This window comes from Pantoea phytostimulans (genome assembly GCF_046118715.1).
Lineage (GTDB): Bacteria > Pseudomonadota > Gammaproteobacteria > Enterobacterales > Enterobacteriaceae > Pantoea > Pantoea phytostimulans.
Genome location: NZ_CP173698.1, coordinates 984,150 through 1,009,104, shown reverse-complemented (window position 1 = coordinate 1,009,104; position 24,955 = coordinate 984,150). Strand labels below are relative to the sequence as shown.

The 24,955-nt window shown below is 53.8% G+C and carries 18 protein-coding genes; 10 read left to right on the top strand and 8 right to left on the bottom strand.

The features are described 5' to 3' along the window. Positions 1-82 precede the first annotated feature (82 nt). The 4 genes from ACF2G4_RS04805 to ACF2G4_RS04790 all read left to right on the top strand — a co-directional run bounded on the left by ACF2G4_RS04805 (position 83) and on the right by ACF2G4_RS04790 (position 8,071). The gene (locus ACF2G4_RS04805; RefSeq protein ID WP_409075601.1) at positions 83-1,252 is read left to right on the top strand and encodes a benzoate/H(+) symporter BenE family transporter; all 1,170 of its coding nucleotides are present in this window, start codon (positions 83-85) and stop codon (positions 1,250-1,252) included. Positions 1,253-1,413: 161 nt separating this feature from the next. Further along, on the top strand, positions 1,414-2,733 hold the full coding sequence (locus ACF2G4_RS04800; RefSeq protein WP_409075600.1) for an SrfA family protein: 1,320 nt from the start codon (positions 1,414-1,416) through the stop codon (positions 2,731-2,733). Positions 2,734-2,735: 2 nt separating this feature from the next. Beyond that, positions 2,736-5,699 (top strand): virulence factor SrfB, encoded by a 2,964-nt coding sequence (locus tag ACF2G4_RS04795; RefSeq protein WP_409075599.1) that lies wholly within the window; start codon positions 2,736-2,738, stop codon positions 5,697-5,699. After that, the gene (locus tag ACF2G4_RS04790) at positions 5,696-8,071 is read left to right on the top strand and encodes a virulence factor SrfC family protein (protein ID WP_409075598.1); all 2,376 of its coding nucleotides are present in this window, start codon (positions 5,696-5,698) and stop codon (positions 8,069-8,071) included. Before ACF2G4_RS04795 ends, ACF2G4_RS04790 begins: the two co-directional genes overlap by 4 nt. Here the strand turns inward: ACF2G4_RS04790 and ACF2G4_RS04785 are convergent. The 3 genes from ACF2G4_RS04785 to ACF2G4_RS04775 all read right to left on the bottom strand — a co-directional run bounded on the left by ACF2G4_RS04785 (position 8,068) and on the right by ACF2G4_RS04775 (position 9,201). Beyond that, entirely contained in the window at positions 8,068-8,337 is a 270-nt protein-coding gene (locus tag ACF2G4_RS04785) for a barstar family protein (RefSeq protein ID WP_243078002.1), read from the bottom strand. The two genes, ACF2G4_RS04790 and ACF2G4_RS04785, sit on opposite strands and share 4 nt — an antisense overlap. 2 nt (positions 8,338-8,339) lie before the next feature. Next, on the bottom strand, positions 8,340-8,774 hold the full coding sequence (locus ACF2G4_RS04780; protein WP_409075597.1) for a ribonuclease domain-containing protein: 435 nt from the start codon (positions 8,772-8,774) through the stop codon (positions 8,340-8,342). An 85-nt stretch (positions 8,775-8,859) separates the two neighbouring features. Next, entirely contained in the window at positions 8,860-9,201 is a 342-nt protein-coding gene (locus tag ACF2G4_RS04775) for a helix-turn-helix domain-containing protein (RefSeq protein WP_215846874.1), read from the bottom strand. 302 nt (positions 9,202-9,503) lie between these two features. Between ACF2G4_RS04775 and ACF2G4_RS04770 the strand changes: the two genes are divergently transcribed. Both ACF2G4_RS04770 and oqxB read left to right on the top strand, forming a co-directional pair. Continuing rightward, on the top strand, positions 9,504-10,664 hold the full coding sequence (locus tag ACF2G4_RS04770) for an efflux RND transporter periplasmic adaptor subunit (RefSeq protein WP_215846875.1): 1,161 nt from the start codon (positions 9,504-9,506) through the stop codon (positions 10,662-10,664). Positions 10,665-10,676: 12 nt separating this feature from the next. Further along, complete coding sequence (oqxB, locus tag ACF2G4_RS04765) at positions 10,677-13,829, top strand: multidrug efflux RND transporter permease subunit OqxB (RefSeq protein WP_332627901.1); 3,153 nt, start codon at positions 10,677-10,679, stop codon at positions 13,827-13,829. A 109-nt stretch (positions 13,830-13,938) separates the two neighbouring features. Here the strand turns inward: oqxB and ACF2G4_RS04760 are convergent, their stop codons facing one another. After that, positions 13,939-14,427: an Rrf2 family transcriptional regulator gene (locus ACF2G4_RS04760; RefSeq protein WP_215846876.1), complete on the bottom strand. Its 489-nt coding sequence runs from the start codon at positions 14,425-14,427 to the stop codon at positions 13,939-13,941. Positions 14,428-14,617: 190 nt separating this feature from the next. After that, a complete protein-coding gene (locus ACF2G4_RS04755) occupies positions 14,618-15,802 on the bottom strand; it encodes an MFS transporter (protein ID WP_243078006.1) in 1,185 nt (394 codons plus the stop codon). Positions 15,803-16,015: 213 nt separating this feature from the next. On the opposite strand from ACF2G4_RS04755, the gene tus reads away from it, so the two are divergent. Then, positions 16,016-16,945, top strand: coding sequence for a DNA replication terminus site-binding protein (gene tus, locus ACF2G4_RS04750; protein ID WP_215846877.1), 930 nt, complete (start codon positions 16,016-16,018; stop codon positions 16,943-16,945). 59 nt (positions 16,946-17,004) lie between these two features. Here the strand turns inward: tus and fumC are convergent, their stop codons facing one another. Then, the gene (gene fumC / locus ACF2G4_RS04745; protein ID WP_243078007.1) at positions 17,005-18,402 is read right to left on the bottom strand and encodes a class II fumarate hydratase; all 1,398 of its coding nucleotides are present in this window, start codon (positions 18,400-18,402) and stop codon (positions 17,005-17,007) included. A 187-nt stretch (positions 18,403-18,589) separates the two neighbouring features. Here fumC and manA point away from each other — a divergent pair, with 187 nt between their 5' ends. Further along, positions 18,590-19,774, top strand: a complete 1,185-nt coding sequence (manA, locus tag ACF2G4_RS04740; protein WP_409075944.1) for a mannose-6-phosphate isomerase — start codon at positions 18,590-18,592, stop codon at positions 19,772-19,774. Positions 19,775-19,898: 124 nt separating this feature from the next. Continuing rightward, on the top strand, positions 19,899-21,398 hold the full coding sequence (locus ACF2G4_RS04735; protein WP_409075596.1) for a YdgA family protein: 1,500 nt from the start codon (positions 19,899-19,901) through the stop codon (positions 21,396-21,398). A gap of 100 nt (positions 21,399-21,498) precedes the next feature. On the opposite strand, the gene uraH is transcribed toward ACF2G4_RS04735, so the two are convergent. After that, on the bottom strand, positions 21,499-21,915 hold the full coding sequence (uraH, locus tag ACF2G4_RS04730; RefSeq protein ID WP_409075595.1) for a hydroxyisourate hydrolase: 417 nt from the start codon (positions 21,913-21,915) through the stop codon (positions 21,499-21,501). 216 nt (positions 21,916-22,131) lie between these two features. After that, positions 22,132-23,163, bottom strand: coding sequence for a Mal regulon transcriptional regulator MalI (gene malI / locus ACF2G4_RS04725; RefSeq protein WP_243078009.1), 1,032 nt, complete (start codon positions 23,161-23,163; stop codon positions 22,132-22,134). A gap of 181 nt (positions 23,164-23,344) precedes the next feature. Between malI and malX the strand changes: the two genes are divergently transcribed. Next, positions 23,345-24,934, top strand: coding sequence for a maltose/glucose-specific PTS transporter subunit IIBC (gene malX / locus ACF2G4_RS04720; RefSeq protein WP_215848283.1), 1,590 nt, complete (start codon positions 23,345-23,347; stop codon positions 24,932-24,934). The last annotated feature ends 21 nt before the right edge of the window (positions 24,935-24,955 follow it).

Genomic DNA, 24,955 nt, shown 5'->3' with positions numbered 1-24,955 from the left:
CTTGCTGAACGGCAGTGTACCACTTGTGCGTTATAGCGCATCATGCGAGGATGTGCGCTATAACGCACAAAGGATCTCAGCCATGTTCCGCGCCACTTCTGGTTTTACGTTACCGATGGTCGTTTCAGGTTTTGTCGCCGTGCTGGTGGGATACAGCAGCACCGGCGCGATTATTTATCAGGTCGCGCAAGCGGCGGGTGCCAGCCCAATGCAGATTGGTGGTTGGCTTTCGATGATTGGCATCGCCATGGGTATCGCTTCTCTGGGCCTTTCCCTGCTTTACCGCATGCCGATTCTCACGGCCTGGTCGACACCGGGTGCGGCGCTGCTCGCCAGCAGTTTTCACGGCATTTCCATCAACGACGCGGTGGGCGTTTTTGTCTTTGCCAACGTGCTGATTGTGCTGTGCGGCGTGACGGGATTGTTCGCCAGGCTGATGAACTACATTCCACAATCGCTGGCTTCCGCGATGCTGGCGGGCATTTTATTGCGCTTTGGCCTGCAAACATTCGCCGACTTGCACACTGATTTCACCCTGTGCGGCAGCATGTGCCTGGCCTGGTTACTGGCGCGCCGCTGGCTGGCGCGTTACGCCATTTTGGTTACGCTGATGGTGGGCGTTTCGGTCGCCATGGCCCAAGGCGCGATCCATTTTCCTTCGCATTCGCCTGGCTTTGTTTTGCCCGATGCGGTCATGCCGCACTTTACGTTGACCACGCTGATTGGCATAGGTCTGCCCTATTTTCTGGTCACGATGGCGTCGCAAAATGCGCCCGGTATCGCCACATTGCAGGCGCACGGCTATACCCCGCCGGTATCCGCGCTAATGAGCTGGACGGGATTGATCGCCTTAATCATGTCGCCATTTGGCGGGTTTTCGGTGTGCGTGGCAGCCATCACAGCGGCGATCTGCATGGGCGAAGAGGTTGACCCCAATCCACGTCGCCGCTGGTTAGCCTCAGCCATTGCCGGCCTGTTTTACCTGCTGGCGGGTTTTTCGGGTGCGTTGATTGGCGTGCTGTTCAGCGCATTGCCTGCGGTGCTGATTCAGGCGCTGGCGGGTCTGGCGCTGTTGGCAACGCTCGGCGGCAGCTTGCAGCGCGCGCTGGAGCACTCTAGCGAGCGTGATAGCGCGTTGATCACCTTTCTGATTACCGCATCGGGCGTGTCGCTACTGGGCATCGGCGCCGCTTTTTGGGGGCTGGTCGGCGGCGTAGCAGCGCATCTGCTGTTGAGCAAAAAATCGGTTTGATCGTCCTGCGTGCTGTTGCTTTTTCCGGCAGCGCGTGAAAAAACCACGCATTTATCCCCTTTATCTGCCGTTTGATTTGCCATTGCCCCGCGTAAAATTACCGTAATCGCCGATAACTCGCGATTTTCTGCCTCAGACAACGACCGATAAGGGCCCAACAGGTGGCAAAAACTTTTCTGCGCAGCGGTAATCTTGATGCGGTGCTGGCCTTAGGTGAAAACGGCCAGCCGGTCTACGCCTCTGCACTGCAAATTCGTGAAACCCTGCGCCTGCGCCGTCAAAGCGCGCTGGCAAACTGCCTTGCTATTCCCCAAGCCAACGAGCGCGGCGATCGCCTCGACTGGTATGCGCCCTTTTCCGGCAAGGTAAAATCCTGGCTGGGTGCCAGCGATCACGAACGCCGACAGGCGCTGCAGCAGCTTACTGCTTATCAGCAGGATATGAACGATCTCAGCTTACGCGCGCGCGCAGCGGAAAATCCTGCCATGCGTCTGTTTGGCGCGCTGTTGAGCAAGACCTTGCAGTTTCCCGATCAGCAATACGTTTATCTGGTGGATGGCAAACCGGTTATCACCTTTTGGGGCTTCGTTGATGCTCAGGAACGCAATCGCGATGACGCGCTGGCCTGTTTGCGTGACAGCCTGGAAGTGACCTTACCGAAATTAGTGATCGACCCGCAGCCCGAGCCAGTTGTCGCACCGGTTATCGAACCCATTGTTGAAAATATTGCGCCAGAACCGGTTGTCGAGTCGGTTGAACCTGAGCCAGTTATGGCACCTGAGCCAGCACCAGCAGCACGCCGTGCCGGTTTCCGTGTCTGGTATTTGTTGCCGCCTGTCGCGATTGCCGCTGCGGTAGCCATGGCAGTGGTGCTGCACACTTCACAGCCTGATACGCCAGCGACGGCTGAGCGTAAACCCGCCGCGCCAGCCCAGCCCGTCACAGCAAGTGTGAGTAAACCGCCTGCGGTACTGGTTTCTGCCGAAAAATTAGCGAATACGCTGCCGCAAACCCCAGCAAGTGTGGTTGCATCGGTTGCCACTGAAAGCGCTGCGCCGTCTGCTACCCTTTCCAGTGTGGTGACGCCTGCGGTGCCAGCAAAACCGGACGATCTGGTGGTGACACCCGATGCAGTACGTGATGGTTTGGTGCGCGTGATTGATGGTCGCTGGCGCGTCAATATTGAGCAGATCAAAACGCCGACCGGTAAGCAGCCCGAGATGCGCTTTCAGTTCAACAACGGCAAAGGCAGTGTGCAGATTGCACAAGGCAACACCCGCTGCAAAGCTGACGTCAGCGCCGCCATGACCAGCGCCGGTAATCTGGTGATTGAAAGTCGTTATACCGCAAGATGCAGCGATAACTCTCGCTACCGCATGCCGCTTTTGGTGTGCCATGCCAACATTGGCGCGGCAGTTTGCGAAGCGCAATATGGCAATGACAACGTATTCCCAATGACGATTAAGCGTGAGAGTAAATAAACATGTTGGCTCCCCTGATCGATGACAAACAAAAAATCACGCTGATTGAAGACAGCGGCGTGCAGTTTCTCGACTTCGGCTTGCAGTTTTCAGCCCCCCAGGCGCGCCGCCAGTTTGTGCGCCAGACCGCTAATGGCCCGCTGCTGCGCCTGAACGTTGACGGGAATGGCGGTAAATTCTTGCTTTATCCTGAAGATGGCGGCGCACCGGAAGTGGTGCGTCCTGAATCTGACATTGCGCTGGCTGATTCGCTGTCGCTGCTCGCCGCCTGCTGGTTGCCGCTGCCGATGTTGCGCTGCGCCAGTGGACGCCGTTTTATTGGTGGACCCGAAAACTGGGCGCGCATGCGTCTGGTCGCGCTGGATAAACCGGATGCTGCAGGCAATACCCATCGCGTTAGCCTGGCTTTTGACACCCGCTGCGTCGCCAATGACGAGGGTGGCGAGCAGTTGGGCCTCTCTCCCGCAGACGCACAAAACGGCGTGACCTTTGCGCTGGCCTGGCACAATTACGAGCTGGGTGAGTTTCTTGACAACACTTGGGTTGACGGTTGGCTGCGTGAAGCCTTTACCGATCGCGTGCAGGATCGTCGTGAACAAGCGATCAATCAGGCGCTGCGCGAATTTGAATATCAGGCGCACTACCTGAATTTGCTGGAGCTGCTCGGTGAGCAACTCACTCTCAGCGATATCCATATTCAGGCCGCTTCACTGCAAACGCCCGCCGTAAACGTCGATATCATTCTTGATGTCGGGAATTCGCATACCTGCGGCATTCTGGTTGAAGATCATCCCGAAGAAACTAACGGTTTAAAACAAACCTACGAACTGCAACTGCGCGATCTGTCTCAACCGCATCAGGTTTATAACGAGCTGTTCGACAGCCGCCTGGAGTTCGCCGAAGCGCGTTTCGGCAAGGCCAGTTTCTCGCTGGAAAGCGGGCGCGAATCTGCGTTTATGTGGCCGTCACTCACCCGTGTCGGTCGCGAAGCGAGCCGTCTTGCGCTGCAACGCGCCGGGCTGGAAGGCAGCACCGGTTTATCCAGTCCACGCCGCTATTTGTGGGATGAAGCACGCTATCAGCCAGGCTGGCGTTTCAACCAGCAAGGGTTGCAAGTGGAACCGCTGGCCTGCGCCGCCCCTTTCACTACGCTGGTTAATGATGAAGGCCAGCCGCTGCATGCGCTGCCGATTGACGATCGCTTGCCAGTGTTCTCTGCCCATTACAGCCGCAGTTCGCTGATGACCTTTATGCTGTGCGAACTGTTAGCGCAAGCCATGATGCAAATGAACAGCGCCGCACAGCGTCAACGCATGCCGCAAAGCCACGCCCCGCGCCAGTTACGTCATGTGATTCTGACGCTGCCTTCGGCGATGCCAAAACCGGAGCGTGAAATTTTCCGTCGCCGTATGCAGGAAGCGATTGCGCTGGTGTGGAAAGCGGAAGGCTGGCACGACGCTGATGCTGACTTTACGCCAGAAAGCCAGGCACAAAGCCGCAAGCCGGTACCCGACGTGCAGATGGAGTGGGATGAAGCCACCTGCGGCCAGATGGTGTGGCTGTTTAATGAAACTCAAGTCAATTTTGCTGGTCGCGCCGAAGATTTCTTCAGCAGCATGGCGCGTCCCGATCGCCCGCGTGAAACCGATGAGCTGCCCGGCAAAAGCCTGCGCATCGCCTCCATCGATATTGGCGGCGGCACCACCGATTTAGCCATTACCCAATATCGCCTTGATGATGGTCAGGGCAACAACGTTAAGATCACGCCGCGTCTGCTGTTCCGCGAAGGATTTAAAGTGGCGGGCGACGATATTCTACTGGATGTGATTCAGCTGTGGATCCTGCCTGCCCTGCAAAATGGCCTGCAAAAAGCGGGACTGACGCTAGCTGAACCGCTGATCAACAAGCTGTTTGGTCATGACAGCCGCATGGATGGACAAGCTACGCTGCGCCAACAGGCCACGCTGCAACTGTTTATTCCTCTGGCGCAGGCCGTGTTAGAGCGTTACGAAAACTGGGATCCGCTGGAGAGTCACGCTGAGATTAATGCGCTGTTTGGCGAGCTGGTTGAACAGCGTCCGAGCGATGCCGTTCTCTCGTTTGTGAACGGTGAAATTCAGCGTGAACTGGGTGGCAACAGCCGCTTTGACCTGCTTGATGTGCCGCTGGTGGTGAGCATGGCGCAGCTGCACGCCGAGTTTATGCAACACCGCATGGCGATTATTCCTGCGCTGCGTTCGATGTGTGAAGTGGTGTCGCTGTATCAATGCGATGTGTTGCTGCTAACCGGTCGGCCGTCGCGTTTCCCGGGTATTCAGGCGCTGGTACGCCACTTACAGCCGCTGCCGGGCAGTCGTATTTTGTCGCTGGAAGGCTATCACACCAGCGACTGGTATCCGTTTAACAAACTGGGCCGCATCGATAACCCAAAATCCACCGCCGCCGTGGGTGCCATGCTCTGCTTGCTGGCGCTGGATCTGCGTCTTAGCAGCTTCTGGTTCCGCGCGGGCGATTTCGAACCTTACTCCACCATTCGTTATTTGGGCATGCTGGATGAAAACCAGGCGCTGACCGATGAGAATCTTTGCTATAGCGAGATCGATCTCGATGACAGTAGTTTCGCGCTGGACCGTAAAAGCAGCTTCCGCATTCGCGGTAACGTCTGCCTTGGCTTTCGTCAGCTGGATAACGATCGCTGGCCTGCTTCGCCGCTGTATAGCCTGACGCTGAATGATGCCGCGCTGGCGCGTAAAGTCGCCGGTGAAAGCGTATTGCGCGTGAAGTTAGCGGTTAAGCCTGGCCCGGATGCGCAAGGCCCGGAAAATCTGGTGCTGAGCGATGCGCGTCTTGACGACGGCACGCGGGTGCCGCTCGATCAGTTGAGCCTCAAACTGAATACGCTTTCAGCGACCGGCAACGCCAATGCGCAATACTGGATCGACAGCGGGAGCGTGTGTAAACGATGAAATCTTTAAAAACGCGCCAGCCGCAGACGCTGGCAAAACGTCTTAGCCTGTTGCAGGACGCCCTGAATGCCAGCCTTGACTGGATTGATACTACCCGTGCGCAGTCGCCGCGTCTGGCGCTGGAAGCGGAAACGCTGACGTTACAGCTGCGACAGGCGCGCGTGCAAACTCATGCATTGGCCCAACAGGTTGCGCGTCCAGTAACGCTGGCGCTGTTTGGTCAATCTCAGGCGGGTAAAGCCTGGCTGTTGAGCGAGATGGTCGCCGATGCCCAAGGTCAATTGGTGACGCGTCTGAGCGACAAATCGCTGAACTACTTTCAACACATCAATCCCGATAACCTTGATTATGCGACCGCCACGCGTTTCAGCCACCAGCGCGAACCGCTGTCGGGTGAATGGCCAGTGGAATTAACGCTGCTGAGCGAAGCGGAAATTCTACGTCTGGCGATTGCCTGCGGTGGCGGCGTAGCGCAACCTAATATTGCGCAGATTGACAGCGTGATGCAGCGCCTGCAGCGTCATCGCCTGACCACGCCGCTGGCTGGGCTGGAAAGTGATGCGCTAGTGACATTGTGGTCATGGTGTCGCCGCCATCATTTTTATGATGCCTTGCTGGATCGTCATTTCTGGCCGCAGGCGGTAGAACTGGCGCCGTGGCTCAGCGTGGATGACCGTGTACAGCTCTTTTCTTTGCTGTGGCCAGCTGAACCGCAACTGAATGAGTGGCTACGCGGCCTGCTGCATTTGCGTCATCAACTGCGCAACAGCAGTCGCGTGCTGGCCCCGCTGAGCCTGCTGACGGACGAGGCTTCACTGCCAGCCGAACAGTTGATCGTCCCGGCCAGCGAGCAGGATCAGCAACGACTCATTGATATTTGCCCATTAAATGGCAATCGCATCGGCAAACCGCAAAGCGTACCGCTGGGTCAACTGGCGCTGCTGACGCTGGAAGTGCTGATTCCGCTGAGTTCTACGCCGCGCACCGCGCTCTACGATGACGCCGATATGCTGGAGTTGCCAGCGCCAGGCGTGCCGGCTGACCGCGCTTCGGCGGAAGAGCTTCAGCGTTTACAGCAGCAAGATCCGCTGCGGGCGCGCCTGCTGGAACAGAAACGCGCCCTGCTGCCCGGCTTTTACGCCACGCGTCAGAGTATCGATCTGTTACTGGTCTGCACTGCGGCCAGCCAGCGTCAGGATGCGGATATCGCCAGCAAGGCGCTACGCGAATGGCAGCGTCATCAGCCAGTGAATGAAAGTGGCGAAAAGCCGCGTCTGATTTGGGCCATCACGCCTTATGACGCGCGCCATCAACAGATGAATGTAGATGAAGCGGTTCAGCGACAGATTGGTCAGCCGGGACAACGCTGGGGCTCGATGCTGGCGCTGGATCGCGCAGGTGTTGATCGCATGGCGGCCTGGTTGCAAGAAGAAATGCAGCCGGAAGCGCGCCGTGAATTGCTGGTGACGCAGTTGGCGCAGATTCAACACACCGTGGTTGAGCGTCGTTTACAACCCTGGACCGAGGCAGAAGCCAGCCCAGAACAGGCAGCGCGTAAACAGAATATCGCCGATATTTTGTTGAAATGTTTGCAGCACCGCACCGGTTTGCACGGTGAATTGCTGGAGCGCTTGCAGCCGCCGCGTGAAGCGTTGCGTCAATTGTGGCTGAATCAATCTGCTGCGCCTAACGCCACCAGCCTGACGCCGCTCAATGCGGCTGAAAATCAGTTTGGTATTGGCTTTGAGTTTGATCTGTTCAGCAATGCAGAAGTCGAGCAGGCACCCGTGCAGCAGAGCAAAGCCAGCCAAAACACCCAGCAGTTTCCGCATCAGGTGTTCAGTTTATGGCTCGATCATTTACGTCAACTGCCGGAAAATCGCAGCCTGCTGGCGTTACTGAATATCGATAAAGCCACCATGGAATGGCTGGTAGAAGAGTTGATCACCGCGAGTTTCCGCGCTGAGATGACGCAGAAATTGCAGCAGGCGCTGCATGAATCCGATGCGCATACCGTGACGCATGAGTCGCGTGCCGATCGTCAAGTGACGCGCGCGATGACAGTGTTAGGGGATTTTGTTGCCTGGCTCGGCTTTTTGCAGCGCCCCGAATCGGAGCGTCCAGCGAGTCGCGTGAATCGGGGGCAATCGATCTTCTCTCGCCCGCCTGCGCCCAGCGTGAGCTTCGGTGCCGGACAGCGTTTAACCCGTCTTTCGGTCGCGCCCGCCAATCATACCGCTTATTACATTTATGATTGGTTAGTGGGACTCAATACGGTGATCATTGAGAACAACGGTTACACCGGCGGCGGTGATTTACCCGTTGCCGCACGTGACGCGTTGATTGCATTGCTGAAACCGCTGCGCGCTTAATCGACGATCAGGCGCAGCTCGCCTTCCAGCGACTGCGCCGCTTCTTCCAGCAGCGCCAACACCGGCGCGAACGTATCATGGTGATGACGCTTATCGACATGGCGTAAATGAATCTCCGCTGGCAACGCCATCCCGCCCGTCAACCAATCCCACAACGCATCCAGATTATTGCCAAACGGAAACGGGCAATGGCTTTGCTGCGCCAGCTGATCATAAAACGCATCACGATCCGCCAACTGACGAAAATCAAAGCTCAGAATCAGCATGATTATGGCACCTGTTTGAAGCTGCGATAGTGATCGGTTGAGAGATAAACTAACCCATCTGAAGAGTAGACCAGGCGATCCGCTTCGCGGTGCCCACAACGATAATTTACGTCCGCTTCATACCACTGGCGGTTCTGCCGTTGCGGCAGGCGCTTTTCACGGTTCGAGAATCGGTCGCCACCAATCGCTTTCCCCGGCAAAACATCGCACAGATCGCCTTTGCTGGGATTCCAGCCGCGACGGCGCGCTTCACCTTTGGTCAGATAATAGTCAGGTAATTGCTGGTTTTGCAGGATATAACGGGCAACGGTGCGCACATCAGTGAGCGCAGTGATATCACTGGCAGCGGGTGCAGAAGAAGAGGGTAAATAAGGTTTGAGGCCAACCCAGCAGGCGGCAAGGACCAAGAAAAGTCCAATCCAGAGTTTTTTCGACATAATGGCATCCGTAACAGCAGGATGCGGATCATAACAGTTTTAACGGCCAGAAACAGCGCGGGCCAGACAAGCTGGCCCCAGCGGCTTAGGCAGCGTGCGAATGCGCGCTATCACGTCGCCATGCTCCCGGTGCAACACCGTATTGACGTTTGAAACTGCGATTAAATGACTGCTGCGAATCGAAACCTAAAGAAATTGCGACGTTGAGAATCGGTTCGTTGGTGCTGGTCAGGCGATCTGCCGACTTCTTGAGTTTTTTCACCCGGATATATTCGCCCAGCGGATAACCGGTGTGCTCTTTAAACATACGCTGCAGATGCCACTTGGAATAACCTGCGCGCTCAGAAACCGTGTCCAAATCCAGACGTGCTTCAATGTTGTTATCAATCCAGTCGATTAGATCGTGAATAAAGGCATCGCTCATCATTCTATGTTCTCCCGTCGCGTTGACGAATGGTATCAGTATCAATTGCAGTTACACTTAAAGGGTGACTGACTATGCCAGTTAATGCAAGTTTTATTAGTACATTAAATGCCGCACAGCTTATAGGGTTTTTCTAACGCGATTCACACCTCAATAGGGCGCCTACCAAACCGCACATAAAGTGTATCAGATATTCTTGCAGTTGCGAGTTGCACAAGCCTACACTCCTCGTAATTAATTGCAATCGTCAAAGTTGCAAATATTGGCCTGCGGGCCGTTTTTTCCTTTTAGGCGGAATAACAATAATGAACAGACAAACGAAGTGGGTTCGTCAGGGTTCTACCCTTCTGGGGATGGTGCTGCTCATCAGCCAATTGAGCGGCTGCGATAATGGTGTGGCGCAAAACGCCCCGCCACCACCGCCACAAGTCAGTGCAGCAGACGTGCTGATCAAACCGGTTAGCCAATGGGATAGCTTCACGGGGCGCGTTGAAGCGGTGCAGAGCGTGCAGCTGCGTCCGCGCGTCTCTGGTTATATCAATGAAGTGAATTACCGCGAAGGCGATGAAGTGAAAAAAGGCCAGGTACTTTTCACGATCGACGATCGCAGTTATCGCGCCGCGCTAGAGCAGGCAAAAGCGGAACTGGCACGCTCGCGCAGTCAGGCCAGTTTGGCACGCAGCGAATCTGCGCGTACGGAGAAACTGATCGGAACGCAGGCGATTTCTCGCGAAGCGTGGGAACAGCGTCGTTCGGCCTCCAGCCAGGCGCAGGCTGATGTGTTAGCGGCTGAAGCCGCAGTGGATATGGCGCAGCTGAATCTCGACTTCACGCGCGTGACCGCGCCGATTGATGGCCGCGCCAGCCGCGCGATGATCACTTCCGGCAATTTAGTCAGCGCAGGCGACAGCGCCAGCGTGCTCACCACATTAGTTTCGCAAGAGAAAATGTACGTCTATTTCGAAGTCGATGAAGCGACCTTCCTGCATTATCAAGCGATGACGCGCCAGGGCCAACAGCGTAACGCGCTGCCGGTTGAGATTGGATTGGTGGACGAGCAAGGTTATCCGCATCAGGGCAAGATCGATTTCCTCGACAATCAATTAACCGCCAGCACCGGCACCATTCGTATGCGCGCCCTGCTCGACAATCCCCAGCGCCAGCTCACACCAGGCCTTTATGCGCGCGTCCGTTTACCTGGCAGCGCGCAGTTTGATGCGCTGTTGATTGACGATAAAGCGGTATTAACCGATCAAGATCGCAAATACGTTTACGTCGTTGATGGTCAGGGCAAAGCGCAACGTCGTGATATTCAAGCCGGCGCGATGGTTGACGGCTTACGTATTGTTAAGACGGGACTGCAATCGGGCGATCGGGTGATCGTTGATGGTCTGCAAAAAGTGTTTATGCCTGGCATGGCGGTGACTGCACAGCAAGTCGCCATGCGTGCGACAGCCGCTCACTAATTCGAGGCCGTTATGGACTTTTCCCGCTTTTTTATTGATCGGCCGATTTTTGCCGCCGTGCTGTCGATCCTGATTTTCGTGACCGGCGCTATTTCAATTCCGCTGTTACCGATCAGCGAATATCCCGATGTGGTGCCACCCAGCGTACAGGTTCGTGCTGAATATCCCGGTGCCAACCCCAAAGTGATTGCCGATTCAGTGGCCACGCCGCTTGAGGAAGCGATTAATGGCGTTGAGAACATGATGTACATGAAATCGGTTGCCGGCTCCGATGGCGTGCTGGTCACGACCGTGACCTTCCGCCCGGGCACCGATCCCGATCAGGCGCAGGTTCAGGTGCAGAACCGTGTGGCGCAGGCCGAAGCGCGCTTACCGGAAGATGTACGCCGCCTGGGTATCACGACACAGAAGCAGTCGCCGACGTTGACGTTGGTAGTGCACATGTTCTCGCCGAACAGCACCTACGATTCGCTCTATTTGCGCAACTACGCAACCTTAAAAGTGAAAGATGAGCTGGCGCGTCTGCCGGGCGTAGGCCAGATCCAGATTTTTGGTGCAGGCGAATATGCGATGCGCGTCTGGCTTGATCCCAACAAAGTGGCCGCACGGGGCTTAACCGCATCGGACGTGATTACCGCGATGCAGGAGCAGAACGTGCAGGTTTCTGCCGGTCAGCTTGGCGCGGAACCGTTGAAAAAACAAAGCGATTTTCTGTTGTCGATCAACACGCAAGGCCGACTGGAAAGTGAACAGCAATTTGGCGACATCATTCTGAAAACCTCAGATGAGGGTTCGCTGGTGCGACTGCGTGACGTGGCGCGCATCGAAATGGGTTCAGGCAGTTATGCCTTGCGTTCACAGCTCAACAACAAAGATGCCGTCGGTATTGGTATCTTCCAGGCACCCGGCGCGAATGCCATTGACCTCTCAAATGCGGTACGTGCCAAAATGGATGAACTGGCCACCCGCTTCCCCAACGACGTGAAATGGGCTGCCCCCTACGATCCGACTGTATTCGTGCGGGACTCGATCAAAGCGGTGGTCAAAACGCTGCTGGAAGCGGTGGTGCTGGTGGTGCTGGTGGTGATTCTGTTCCTGCAAACCTGGCGTGCGTCGATCATCCCTTTGCTGGCGGTGCCGGTTTCAGTGGTCGGTACGTTTAGCGTGCTTTACCTGCTGGGTTTCTCCCTCAATACCTTGAGTCTGTTCGGGCTGGTTCTGGCGATAGGCATCGTGGTTGATGATGCGATTGTGGTCGTAGAGAACGTGGAACGAAATATTGAGATGGGATTGTCGCCCAAAGCCGCAGCGCATCAGGCGATGCGTGAAGTCTCTGGACCCATTATCGCTATTGCTTTGGTGCTGTGTGCGGTGTTTGTCCCGATGGCGTTTTTGTCGGGCGTGACCGGGCAATTCTATAAGCAGTTTGCGGTTACCATTGCGATTTCCACCGTGATCTCCGCCATTAACTCGCTCACGCTATCACCCGCACTGGCGGCCATGCTGTTGAAGGATCATCATGCGCCAAAAGATATGCCAACACGCCTGATTGATCGCCTGTTTGGCTGGCTGTTCCGTCCCTTTAACCGATTTTTCCAGCGCAGTGCGCACGGTTATGAGTCGATGGTGGGCAAAACGTTGCGACGTCGCGGCGCGGTCTTTGCGGTATATGTGCTGTTGCTGGCGGGCGCGGGCTGGATGTTCCACAGCGTGCCGGGGGGATTCATTCCCACCCAGGATAAGTTGTACCTGATTGGCGGCGTGAAAATGCCAGAGGGTTCATCGCTGGCGCGCACCGATGCCGTGATTCGTAAAATGAGCGAAATCGGTATGCAAACCGAGGGCGTGGCGTATGCGGTGGCCTTCCCCGGCCTGAACGCGTTGCAGTTCACCAACACGCCCAACAGCGGCACGGTGTTCTTTGGTTTAAAACCGTTTGATCAACGCAAGCACAGCGCGGCGGAAATCAACGCAGAGATCAATGCGAAGATTGCCCAGATACAGCAAGGATTTGGCTTTTCGATTATGCCGCCACCGATTTTGGGTCTGGGGCAAGGATCGGGTTATTCGCTCTATGTGCAGGATCGCGCGGGTTTAGGCTACGGGGCACTGCAAACCGCAATTAATACACTTTCCGGCGCGGTAATGCAGACGCCAGGCATGCAGTTCCCGATCTCATCTTACCAGGCAAATGTGCCGCAGCTGGATGTGAAAGTGGACCGCGATAAAGCCAAAGCGCAAGGTGTGTCGCTGACGGAGCTATTCAGCACGCTACAAACTTATTTAGGTTCATCCTACGTCAACGACTTCAACCGATTTGGCCGCACATGGCGAGTCATGGCGCAAGCCGATGGCGATTTCCGCGACAGCGTAGAGGACATTTCCAACCTGCGTACCCGCAACGATCGCGGCGAAATGGTGCCGATTGGTAGCATGGTCAATATCACCACCAGTTACGGGCCCGATCCGGTGATTCGCTACAACGGCTATCCGGCGGCGGATTTGATTGGTGATGCCGATCCGCGGGTGCTTTCTTCGGCGCAGGCGATGGCGCAACTGGAAACGATGTCCGATCAGCTGTTACCAAATGGCATGAATATCGAATGGACCGATCTGAGTTATCAGCAATCCACACAAGGCAACACCGCATTGATTGTGTTCCCGGTTGCCGTTCTGCTGGCGTTTTTGGTGCTTGCCGCCCTTTACGAAAGCTGGACGTTACCGCTGGCGGTGATCCTGATTGTGCCGATTACCATGCTTTCGGCGCTGGTGGGCGTTTGGTTAACTGGCGGTGATAACAACGTGTTTGTTCAGGTTGGATTAGTGGTATTGATGGGGCTGGCGTGTAAGAACGCCATTCTGATTGTGGAGTTTGCCCGCGAACTGGAAATCCAGGGCAAAGGGATCGTGGAATCTGCGCTGGAGGCGTGTCGCCTGCGTTTACGCCCTATCGTGATGACATCGATTGCCTTTATTGCTGGCACCATTCCACTGATATTAGGCGAAGGTGCTGGAGCAGAAGTACGCGGTGTTACCGGGATTACCGTGTTCGCCGGGATGCTCGGCGTCACACTGTTTGGTTTGTTCCTGACGCCCGTATTTTATGTCACTCTGCGTAAATGGGTGACTCGTAAGGCACCGAAAGAAACGTTGCAACCGGCGTGATGTGAATAAAAAAGGCAATCTTCGGATTGCCTTTTTTTTGGAAAAAGATTGAGCGTCGTTTTTTAAAACAGGCTTAAAGCTTGGAAACCGGGACAGAAAAAAAGCCGCATCAGCGGCTTTTCTTACAGAAGTCTTCGACCTCATCGGGTTCAGGCACAGCGGTACAGTTGCTGGTGTCGCGTTTCTTTAGCTCATTGAGCGCATCGGCGACGGTACGTTTAGCTAACACATCCAGCGACGCCTGCTCGGCTTCGTCTGCGATGGATTTGAAGTACCAGCAAAGGTTGGCGCTGACCAGACAACGTGGTGCGACATCAGGGCGCGATGCCCAGATTTTCTTGTCTTCAATCACAGAGACATAGATGTCACGTAGCGTGATGTCTGCAGCAGCACGCCCCAGATGAATCGAACCGGTTCTGCCTAACGTCGAGACGATAATACCGTCACGTGTTAAAGGAACCATCAGTTTGCGTATAAAGCTGGGATTGGCTTCAAGGCCATAAGCCAGAACTGCGCTGGTTGAGCGTTTTCCCATTTGCTCCGCCATCGCTACGCTAAGAACCATTTGCAAAGCTGTCGGGAAGCGGTAATCAAGCATTTCTTTATCCTGAGTTGCGGTGCATCTTATTGTTTTATTGCCGCATAAGTGAACACTGAATGAGCAATAAATATAACAAACACTGTTGCTTTTTTGAAGCAAGGCCACAGCGACAAGGCACGTATTCACCAAAGCCCGCGGCACGATAGCACAAGGTGCTTAGCCTGCTAACTGCCAAATTGTTCTGGCGTTAGTTTATCGCTGCTGTAGGTGCGGGAAGCCTTTGTTTTAGCACCATGACCAATAACACGTTAATGATTGCCAGGACGCAAAGCAACCCTAGCGTGGCGGGTGCGCCCAGGGTTTCGAACACATAACCCCCTACCAGCGGTGTGAGTGCCTGACCAATCAACGCCGGGCGCGCCATCCGCCCGACGACAATTGCATAGGCTTCCGGTTTGACCATCGCCAGCGGTAAAGTTCCCCGCACGATGGCACGTAATCCATTTCCGGCACCGTAAAGCACCATGCTGAGCAAGGCCATGTGGGGAAAGCAGGCTAATAGCAGCAAGCCGATCGCCACTAATCCCACCGAAAAAAAGGTGGTCCAGATAGGATGCCCACGCTTAAAAGCGATATCAACAATGCGCGATCCCACCTGACACGGGCCCAGAATAGCGCTAATGGCCAACGCCGACGTCAAGCTATGACCGCTGGCCTGCAGCAGGCTGATCAGCTGCACTGAAATCGCCGTCATAATCACCGACGCAAGCGTGAAAATGGCACACAGCAGCCAAAACAGCGACGGTGCGATGTCGCTGTTAGTCTGCGTTGCGGATTTCGGTTTCAGGTTGCGAACCGGTTTGACATTGGGTAGCGCATAAAAGTAGGCAGGTAGAACAGAGAGCAGAAGCATGGCGGCGATGGCAAAGCAGGCGCCACGCCACGCTAGCCAGTGAATAAGTAACGCGGTGCCGGGCCAGACGAGTGTGGTGCAAAATCCAGAAATCAGCGTGATGCCGGTGATCGCCGAACGCGCCTGGCCGCCATAACGTGTTCCGAGCGTGGCAAACAGCGCATCGTATAAACCCATTGCCATGCCAATGCCGATAATGACCCAGGCAAACAGAAACAGCGCCAGTGATTGGCTCAAGCCCATGATCACCAAGCCCACGGCCATGACTGCCCCACTTAAGGCCAGCAGCAGGCGACCACCCGTTTTGGCAATGATGCGTCCGCTCAGCGGTGCCAGCAATCCTGACACTAAAATGCCGGTCGATAATGCGCCGTAAACCCATTGTTGCGACCAACCGGTTTCCGCAACAATGGGATTCGCCATCACCGCCATCAAATAGAACGATCCGCCCCAGGAAAGTATCTGCACTAAACCCAACGTGATAATGGCGGCCACGCCTGGTTTGTTTGTTTGGTTCACAACTGAAATCCGTTAGCTGGCAAAGCATTTTTATAACATGTTCTGGGATAAGGAAAAATGGTGCCAGAAGCGAAGCTACCCGCTTTTCTCTGTTTAGCCTGAATGCAGGCACGATTTTAATGAATACTTTAAAAGTATGTTGTAACTAGAATCGCTATTGCGGGGGAAATTAACTTCTGCGACAGTAAGGATGTTGTAATTAAGGAGGCGAATATGGCGCGCTACGACTTAGTGGCAGATCTACACCAGTGCGTAAATGATTTAGAACGGGCGCTTGGCCGCCTGAGAGCGACCCTTGAATCCCAACCGTTGCTGATTGCACGCGTATTTAGCCTGCCGCCAATTGAAAAAGGCCGCGAGCATGATCCCATTACGCAAATTGAGGTTGAGCAACATCTGGGAGAAGCCGCGCGCGACATGGCGTTGAATCATTATTGTCGCCTGTTCATGCAGCATCAGTCGGAAAAACTCAGTACCAAAGCAGCGGTGCGCCTGCCGGGGGCGATTTGCATTGAATGCGATGACGCGATGGAGCAGGCGATCACTGCGCAAGTTGATGAGGTGAATCAACTGAAAGCGCTGCTGGAAAAACTGATCACCGTTGATTCGGGTTTACCAAGTGAAGCGCGCTTCGAATTCGTCCACCACCATTTTCGCGGATTGATTACATTAAACGCTTACCGCACCGTTTCTTTACTGCAAGCGCCAGACAGCCTACGTTTTGGCTGGGCGAACAAACATGTGATCAAGAATGTAACGCGCGAAGAAATCATGGAAAAGTTGGATAAAAGCCTCAAGGCTGGACGTTCGCAAGCACCGTGGTCGCGCGAACAGTGGGCGCAAAAAGTTCAGGAGGAGTTGGAAAGCGTGCGGGCATTACCCACATCCGCTCGCTTGAAAATCAAGCGCCCGGTAAAAGTACAGCCTATTGCGCGTGTTTGGCGTGCCGATGAGAAGAAACAAACTCAGCTTGCCTGCCCTTCGCCGATTTTGGTGTTATGCCGCGATCGCACACAGGTGCCTGTGCTGGGTGAACTGCTGAATTATGACGCGGATAACATCGCTTACCGCCATAAACCCGCCGCTGAGCAGCTCTATTTGCTGATTCCCCGCCTGCATCTTTGGGTGGATGTGCCGGTTTAGGCAAATAAAGCCGGTCATAAAAAAGGCCAGCATCACGCTGGCCTTCCCGACTAAAACACTTACTGCTTCATGCTGCCGACCATCTCTTCCGGGCGAACCCATTCATCAAACTCTTCTTCGGTGAGATAACCGAGTTTCAACGCTGACCCTTTCAGCGTCAGCCCTTCTTTATGGGCCTTCTTAGCAATTTCAGCCGCTTTGTCGTAACCGATATGCGTATTCAAGGCAGTAACCAGCATCAACGATTCATTCAGTAATTGCTCAATACGCTCACGTACGGGTTCAATACCGATCGCACAGTGATGATTAAAGCTGTCCATGCCATCGGCCAACAGGCGAATCGATTGCAGGAAATTATGAATCACCATCGGACGAAAGACGTTGAGCTCGAAGTTACCGGATGCGCCGCCCATGTTAATGGCCACGTCGTTACCCATCACCTGGCAGCACAACATCGTCATCGCTTCACACTGCGTCGGATTCACTTTGCCAGGCATGATTGAGCTGCCCGGCTCGTTTTCCGGGATAGCAATTTCGCCGATGCCGCAACGCGGGCCCGACGATAACCAGCGCACATCATTGGCAATTTTCATCAATGAAGCTGCCAGCCCTTTCAACGCACCGTGCGCATGCACTAAAGCATCACAGGTTGCCAGCGCTTCAAATTTATTGGGTGCGGTGACAAAAGGCTGCTGCGTTAACTCTGCCAATGCTTTAGCCACGCGAACCGCATATTCCGGGTGCGTATTTAAGCCGGTGCCTACCGCGGTGCCGCCCAACGCCAGCTCGGCAACGTGCGGAATGCTCTGCTCGATATGTTTAAGGTTGTGCTCCAGCATCGCCACCCAGCCGGAGATTTCCTGGCCTAGCGTGAGCGGCGTAGCGTCCTGAAGATGCGTTCGACCAATCTTCACAATGTCTTTGAAGGCTTCAGACTTTTCACTCAGGGTTTTCTTTAACACATGGATTTGCGGGATCAGCTGCTCACGCAGCGCAATCACCGCGGCAACGTGCATCGCCGTCGGAAAGACATCATTAGAACTTTGGCTTTTATTTACATCATCATTAGGATGCACTAAACGCGACATGCCGCGCTCGCCGCCGAGGATTTCACTGGCGCGGTTCGCCAGCACTTCATTCATGTTCATATTGGTCTGGGTACCGGAACCGGTTTGCCAGATAGCCAACGGAAATTCATCGCTGTGTTGATCGGCGAGCACTTCGTCTGCAGCTTTAAGGATGGCTTCCGCACGTTCATCCGGGAGCAAGCCCAAATCACGGTTCACGCTGGCAGCAGCGCGCTTGGTCAATGCCAATGCATGCACCAGCGCGGTCGGCATTTTTTCAGTTGAAATACGAAAGTGTTCCAGCGAGCGCTGAGTCTGCGCGCCCCATAACTTATCTGCCGGTACATCGATGGGCCCCATTGAATCTTTTTCAATGCGATTGGCTGCCATGAATACGTCTCCTTTAGCACAGTTTTTGGGATTTAAACGCCCATAAATTGATCTGGGCGGCCGAGATTCTTACATACAATAATTTAACATTATGCGAGCCTGCCATGCTTATTGCACTTGATATGTATTTTCACTAACACTTTCTGCTTTAATAAACACAATAACTTCCCGTGATTAAGGGTAAATGATGCAAAAACTGAACAATTCGCTGCAAAATTACGCTTGGGGCAGCAAAACGGCCTTAACAGAACTTTATGGCATCGCTAACCCAAAAGGTTTACCGATGGCGGAAATGTGGATGGGTGCGCATCCCAAAAGCCCTTCAACCGTAGACGACCACGGTAAAGTTCGCTCGCTGCGCGACGTAATTGATGCCCATCCAGACGCCATGCTGGGCAATCAGGTGGCTAAGCGCTTTGGTGAACTGCCTTTTCTGTTTAAGGTTTTGTGTGCTGATCAGCCCCTTTCAATTCAGGTGCATCCCAGTAAAAGCGCTGCTGAAGAGGGATTTTCACGGGAAAATGCTGCGTCTATTCCGCTGAATGCCGCCGAACGTAACTATAAAGATGCCAACCATAAACCTGAGCTGGTTTACGCCTTAACCCCTTTTCAGGCGATGAACGGTTTTCGCGCTTTCTCAGAAATGGTTTCTTTGCTGGAGCCCGTTGCGGGTGCGCATCCTCAAATTGCGCATTTTCTTCAGCATCCCGATCAAGAGAATCTTGCGAAATTGTTCACCACGCTGCTTTCGCTGCAAGGCGAAGCTAAATCACTGGCGCTTGGCGTGTTGAAATCTGCCCTTAATGCCCGCGAAGGCGAACCCTGGCAGACCATCAAAACCATTGCGCTCGATTACCCAGACGATACCGGCCTGTTTTCTCCTTTACTGCTCAATGTCATTACGCTGCAACCCGGCGAAGCGATGTTCTTATTTGCCGAAACGCCTCACGCCTACCTGAAAGGTGTTGCGCTGGAAGTGATGGCGAATTCGGATAACGTGTTGCGCGCGGGTTTAACGCCAAAATACATCGATATTCCTGAATTGATGGCGAACGTTAAATTCGTCGAGAAACCTGCCGATCAGTTACTGACACAGCCTGAGCAGCAGGAGAGTGAATTACGCTTTCCGATTCCGGTTGATGACTTTGCCTTCGCTATTCATACCTTGAATGCGGTGCCGCAGGCGGTGAGCCAGGAGAGCGCTGCCCTGCTGTTCTGTATTGAAGGTCAGGCAATCATCGCTAAAGGCACAGAGCAAGTGGTGCTCCAGCCTGGTGAATCCTGCTTCGTTGCCGCAAATGAGGCACCGATCACAGTGGCCGGAACGGGACGTTTAGCGCGCGTCTTTAACGACTTACACGGATGCGGCTGACGTTTTGGCGCTTAACTGCTATTATTTCAACCTATTAGCTAAATAACGCCTGCGGGCGTTTTTTCTTCACGCGCCGAACACGATCAGCGGCGTAGGCGGACTCAAGGATAAGGACGACTCAGCAATGAAAAAGACCAACGTTGCCGTGGGTGTGATTGTAGCACTGGGCGTAATCTGGACCGGCGCAGCCTGGTTCACTGGCAAGCAGCTCGAAACGCACATGGATCAACTGGTGCAAAACGCCAACACCCAGTTGAACGCTTACGCACCCAATAGCCGACTGAAGATTAGCTATCAAGATTATCAGCGTGGTGTCTTCAGCAGTCAGACCAAACTGGTGATTCAGGCGACATCGCAAACGGAAGACAATGCTTTGCTGAAGCCGGGTCAAAGCATCGTATTGAATGAAAACATCAGCCACGGCCCTTTCCCGTTTGCCCAGTTAAAACACTTCAATCTTATTCCGAGCATGGCGTCGGTACATACCGAACTGGCTAATACCGATGCGGTGAAAAAGCTGTTTGAGTTGACCAACAATCAGTCTCTGATCAACGCGGAGACGCGCATCGGTTACAGCGGTGCTACCGACACCGCGCTGAAAATCCTGCCTATTGATTATCAAAATGCGCAAACCGGTGAACGTGCTGCAACGAATGGCGGCGTGCTTAACGTCAGCGCTGACAGCAAGGGCGATAAAGTGTCACTGGATAGCGATATCGGTAGCGTTGCGTTAACCAGCAAAAATGAGATGGGCCAGCCGGTGCTGTTCACGCTGAATGGCTTAAAAGTCAGTGGTAACACTCATCTTAGCCCGGAAGGCGTGCGCATCGGCGATCAGGCGATTGAAGTTGAAAAGGTCAACGCCAGCATTAATGGACAAGATGCATTAACACTGCAAAAACTGAAAGGCACTTCCTCCTTTGATAATCAGTCTGGAAAAATCGGTGGCAATATCGATTATCACGTCGACAGCATCCAGCTTCAGCAGCAAGATTTTGGCGAAGCCACGCTGAAAATGAAGCTGTCGCAGTTTGACGCACAGGCTGTTAAGACCTTCTCTGACAATTACAATGCGCAAATGCAGGATCTGCTTAATCAACAAGGCCTGGCGGATGATCCTATCCGTTATCAGGCGGGCGTTCACACCATTCTGCTGAACAATCTGCCGACGCTGTTGAAGGGCTCGCCAGCCATCAGCATCGCGCCGTTGAGTTGGAAGAATGAGAAAGGCGAAAGCAGCTTTAATCTGACCGCTAACTTTAACGATCCGGCAACCGTGACGGGCACGCCACAGAGCCTGAGCGCAATGGTTAATCGTGTGTTGAAAACGCTCGACACCAAGCTGAACATTAATATGCCAATGGCTACCGAAACCATGCGCCATGTTGGGCTGGCAGAAGGATATCAGGCAGATGAGGCGCAGAAACTGGCCGATCAGCAGGTCAAAGGTTTAGCGGCAATGGGACAGATGTTCCGTCTGACGCAGCAGCAGGATGATAATATTATTACCAGTCTGCAATATGCTAATGGTCAGGTTAATATGAATGGCGACAAAATGACGCTGGAGCAGTTTTTGTCTCGTTATATGCTCGGTATGCCAACCAATGAAGGCATGCCACAATAAAATTTCGCTATTTAGCGTGAATGAATAACAATGCCGACCCTGAAAGGGGCCGGCATTTTTTTATGCTTTCACTGACGTTTGGTCGGCGACGTTTAATTTATTAGTTGCCGCGATAAGTGGAATAACCAAACGGACTTAACAGCAGCGGAATGTGATAATGCTGACCATTATTTTCTAAGGTAAATTCAACAGGAATTTCAGGGAAGAACGTTTTCTGTTTTTGATTTTTATAATAATCCCCGGTTTTGAACACGACGCGATAATTGCCGCTTGTCGGCGTTTTACCTTGTGGATAGAGCGCTGGAATGCGGCCATTATTATCCGTCACGCCAGTAGCCAATTTAATCCATTTATCCTCTTGTTGCTGATCCAGTTCAACCTCAACACCTGCGGTTGGCACGCCGGTTTGCAGGTTCAGGACATGAACGCTCAGCGGATTTTTCATCGCTTCAGGCTGCGCCGCGATGGCTGAAACAGAGGTAGAAAATAATAACGCCGCCAGTAATGTTGTTTTCATCAGTTCTTCCCTTTATTAGAAATTGAATGCAGCCAAATCTTATAGCCAGCCATGGCGACTTTAAAATTCGCGGGAAAAAATGTGAAATTTCCTAAATTAACGCTGCAAATCTATCCGCTAAATAGTGCAAATTTTACGCGAAATATTCAAAAGGGATGAAATCGCGCAAGGCCGTGGGTATGCCTGACGCGGAGAAAAAGATATATGACGAACACGCTAGGCCGACCCCCGCACAATCAGCTGCGGCGGAATAATTAAATCTTGCCGCTCCGCCGTGGGATTTGCCATGCGATATAAAATACGCGCTGCCGCTGCCCGGCCAATATCTCGCGCCGAACTGGTCACAAAGGTCAAAGGTGGATCGGTTAATTCCGCCTGCGGCTCATCGCCAAATCCCATCAGCGCCATTTGCTGACCATAATAGCTGTCTACCGCGCCGCGACCAATATCACGCCCGGTGCGCAACAGGCCGAAATAACATCCCATTGCCGTTGACGCGTTATAGGCCAGAATCGCGGTTAATCGAGGATGCTGTTTTAATAGTTGAATAGCCGCGTCGGCGGCTTCTTTTTGCGTGTTACCACACTCTACGATCCATTCCGGGCGAAACGGCAAACCGTATTGCAGTAACGTCGCGCAGTAACCGCCAATACGTTCAGCGCGGGTTAACGACGCGCTGTTTCCGCCCAACCAACCGATGCGCTGATGTCCCTGACGAATCAAATATTCGGTCGCGAGCCGCGCCGCTTGTGCATTGTCAGGACGAATCGTATCAACATCATCAACACTGCTGGCACGTGCAGCGCAAACCATCGCGATATTTTGCTCACGCACCCGCGTAATGATTTCTGCGGCCTGATCGGTTCCACCCCCTAACACCACGCCATCAACGCCCTGCGACACCAGCGAATCAAAACAGCGATTAAGATGCTGACCTTGCGTGCCGCTCTGGGTGAGAAACAGCAATTTGCCCTGTTTTTCCAATGCTTCACTGAGACCCGCCGTCATTTCGGCATAAAAAGGATGGCTGAGATCGCGCACGATCAAGCCGATCACGCCACTTTCGCCGCCGCGTAAGGTTGATGCAGAACGGTTGCGTACGAAGCCCAGTTGCTCAATAGCCTGATTAACCCGTAACACGGTAGCAGCGGAAATGCGCCCTTTTCCAGAAAGCACCAACGAAACAGTGGTAACGGAAACGCCCGCCGCATCGGCGACATCATTAATGGTGATTTTATGCTGCGACATGGTTTCTCAATACGTAAGCGGTCATAAAGCCTTAAACATTCCGATAAAACGTTACACCGCTGAGGGAAAAATTAATATCGCATGACGCACAAACAGTGTGATTTATCGCGCATTACGGCTTGATAAAACGTTTTATCATCGCATTACTTCCTAACCGTTACTAATCCTTGCTGGAGTCATGATGCCCGCCCCACAACAAAAAATGTCCCTCTGGGAGTTTTTCCAGAGCTTGGGTAAAACCTTTATGCTGCCGGTTGCGCTGTTATCGTTCTGCGGCATTATGCTTGGCATTGGTAGCTCGCTGAGCAGTCACGATGTCCTGACGCTGATTCCTTTACTCGATCAACCCTTGCTGCAATATCTGTTTTTATGGATGGCAAAACTGGGTTCATTCGCCTTCAGCTATTTACCGGTGATGTTTGCCGTGGCTATTCCACTCGGCATGGCGCGTGAGAACAAAGGCGTGGCCGCGTTTTCCGGCTTTGTCGGCTATGCGGTGCTTAACCTCAGTATTAACTTCTGGCTGAACATTAACGGTATTCTGCCGACCACCGATGCCGCGTTATTGAAAGCCAATAACGTGCAGTCGATTCTTGGAATTCAATCCATTGATACCGGGATTTTGGGTGCGGTGATTGTCGGGATTATCGTGTTCTGGCTGCATGAACGCTTTCATCATATCCGCCTACCCGACGCGTTGGCCTTTTTTGGCGGCACGCGTTTCGTTCCCATCATCACCACGCTGGTGCTGGGTGTTGTTGGGTTGATCGTTCCGCTGATTTGGCCGTTCTTTGCTCGCGCCATTACCGGCTTGGGCTGGATGATCAACAGTGCAGGTGATTTCGGCCCGATGATCTTCGGTACCGGCGAGCGCTTGCTGCTGCCGTTTGGCCTGCAACATATTCTGGTTGCGATTATGCGTTTCACCGATGCGGGCGGCACGCTGGATGTCTGCGGCAAAACCGTCAGCGGTGCGCTGACCATCTTCCAGGCGCAACTGGCGTGTCCAGAAACCCACGGATTTGCTGAGAGCGCGACCCGCTTCCTGTCGCAGGGTAAAATGCCGGCCTTCCTGGGCGGGTTGCCCGGTGCGGCATTAGCGATTTATCACTGCGCACGCCCTGAAAATCGCCATAAAATTAAAGGGCTGCTGATTTCCGGCGTGGTTGCCTGCGTGGTGGGTGGCACCACCGAACCGATTGAATTCCTGTTCCTGTTTGTCGCGCCGTTCCTCTATTTACTCCATGCGCTGTTGACCGGTTTAGGCTTCACCATGATGGCGATTCTTGGTGTCACGATTGGTAACACCGACGGCAATATTATTGACTTCGTGGTGTTCGGCGTACTGCATGGATTATCCACGAAATGGTATTGGGTTCCCGTGGTTGCCGCTGTCTGGTTTGTCGGTTATTACGCCATTTTCCGCTTTGCTATCGTGCGGTTTAATATCAAAACGCCAGGGCGGGAAGTCGAAACGGCAAATTCCGTAGAGCAAAAAGTCAGTAGCGCGGGCAAAGGCAAGTCAGGTTACAACTCACCGGCCATTCTTTCGGCGCTGGGTGGCGTTGAAAATATTACCTCACTGGATAACTGCCTGACGCGCCTGCGTTTAACTATCGCCGATATGAGCAAAGTGGATGATGCTGCGTTGAAAGCCAACGGCGCGATCGGCGTGATTCACCTTAATCAAACCAGCTTGCAAGTGGTGATTGGCCCGCAGGTGCAGTCGGTGAAAGACGAGTTGTCACACTTGATGGACGTGACCGCGTAACGTACCTAACCTGCAACCTGA

Coding starts and splice junctions, on each gene's coding strand:
- ACF2G4_RS04770 (WP_215846875.1), top strand. CDS start 9,504: ATGAACAGACAAACGAAGTGGGTTCGTCAGGGTTCTACCCTTCTGGGG.
- oqxB (WP_332627901.1), top strand. CDS start 10,677: ATGGACTTTTCCCGCTTTTTTATTGATCGGCCGATTTTTGCCGCCGTG.
- malX (WP_215848283.1), top strand. CDS start 23,345: ATGCCCGCCCCACAACAAAAAATGTCCCTCTGGGAGTTTTTCCAGAGC.
- tus (WP_215846877.1), top strand. CDS start 16,016: ATGGCGCGCTACGACTTAGTGGCAGATCTACACCAGTGCGTAAATGAT.
- ACF2G4_RS04780 (WP_409075597.1), bottom strand. CDS start 8,774: ATGTCGAAAAAACTCTGGATTGGACTTTTCTTGGTCCTTGCCGCCTGC.
- ACF2G4_RS04805 (WP_409075601.1), top strand. CDS start 83: ATGTTCCGCGCCACTTCTGGTTTTACGTTACCGATGGTCGTTTCAGGT.
- ACF2G4_RS04790 (WP_409075598.1), top strand. CDS start 5,696: ATGAAATCTTTAAAAACGCGCCAGCCGCAGACGCTGGCAAAACGTCTT.
- manA (WP_409075944.1), top strand. CDS start 18,590: ATGCAAAAACTGAACAATTCGCTGCAAAATTACGCTTGGGGCAGCAAA.
- ACF2G4_RS04775 (WP_215846874.1), bottom strand. CDS start 9,201: ATGATGAGCGATGCCTTTATTCACGATCTAATCGACTGGATTGATAAC.
- fumC (WP_243078007.1), bottom strand. CDS start 18,402: ATGGCAGCCAATCGCATTGAAAAAGATTCAATGGGGCCCATCGATGTA.
- ACF2G4_RS04735 (WP_409075596.1), top strand. CDS start 19,899: ATGAAAAAGACCAACGTTGCCGTGGGTGTGATTGTAGCACTGGGCGTA.
- malI (WP_243078009.1), bottom strand. CDS start 23,163: ATGTCGCAGCATAAAATCACCATTAATGATGTCGCCGATGCGGCGGGC.
- ACF2G4_RS04795 (WP_409075599.1), top strand. CDS start 2,736: ATGTTGGCTCCCCTGATCGATGACAAACAAAAAATCACGCTGATTGAA.
- ACF2G4_RS04785 (WP_243078002.1), bottom strand. CDS start 8,337: ATGCTGATTCTGAGCTTTGATTTTCGTCAGTTGGCGGATCGTGATGCG.
- ACF2G4_RS04760 (WP_215846876.1), bottom strand. CDS start 14,427: ATGCTTGATTACCGCTTCCCGACAGCTTTGCAAATGGTTCTTAGCGTA.
- uraH (WP_409075595.1), bottom strand. CDS start 21,915: ATGAAAACAACATTACTGGCGGCGTTATTATTTTCTACCTCTGTTTCA.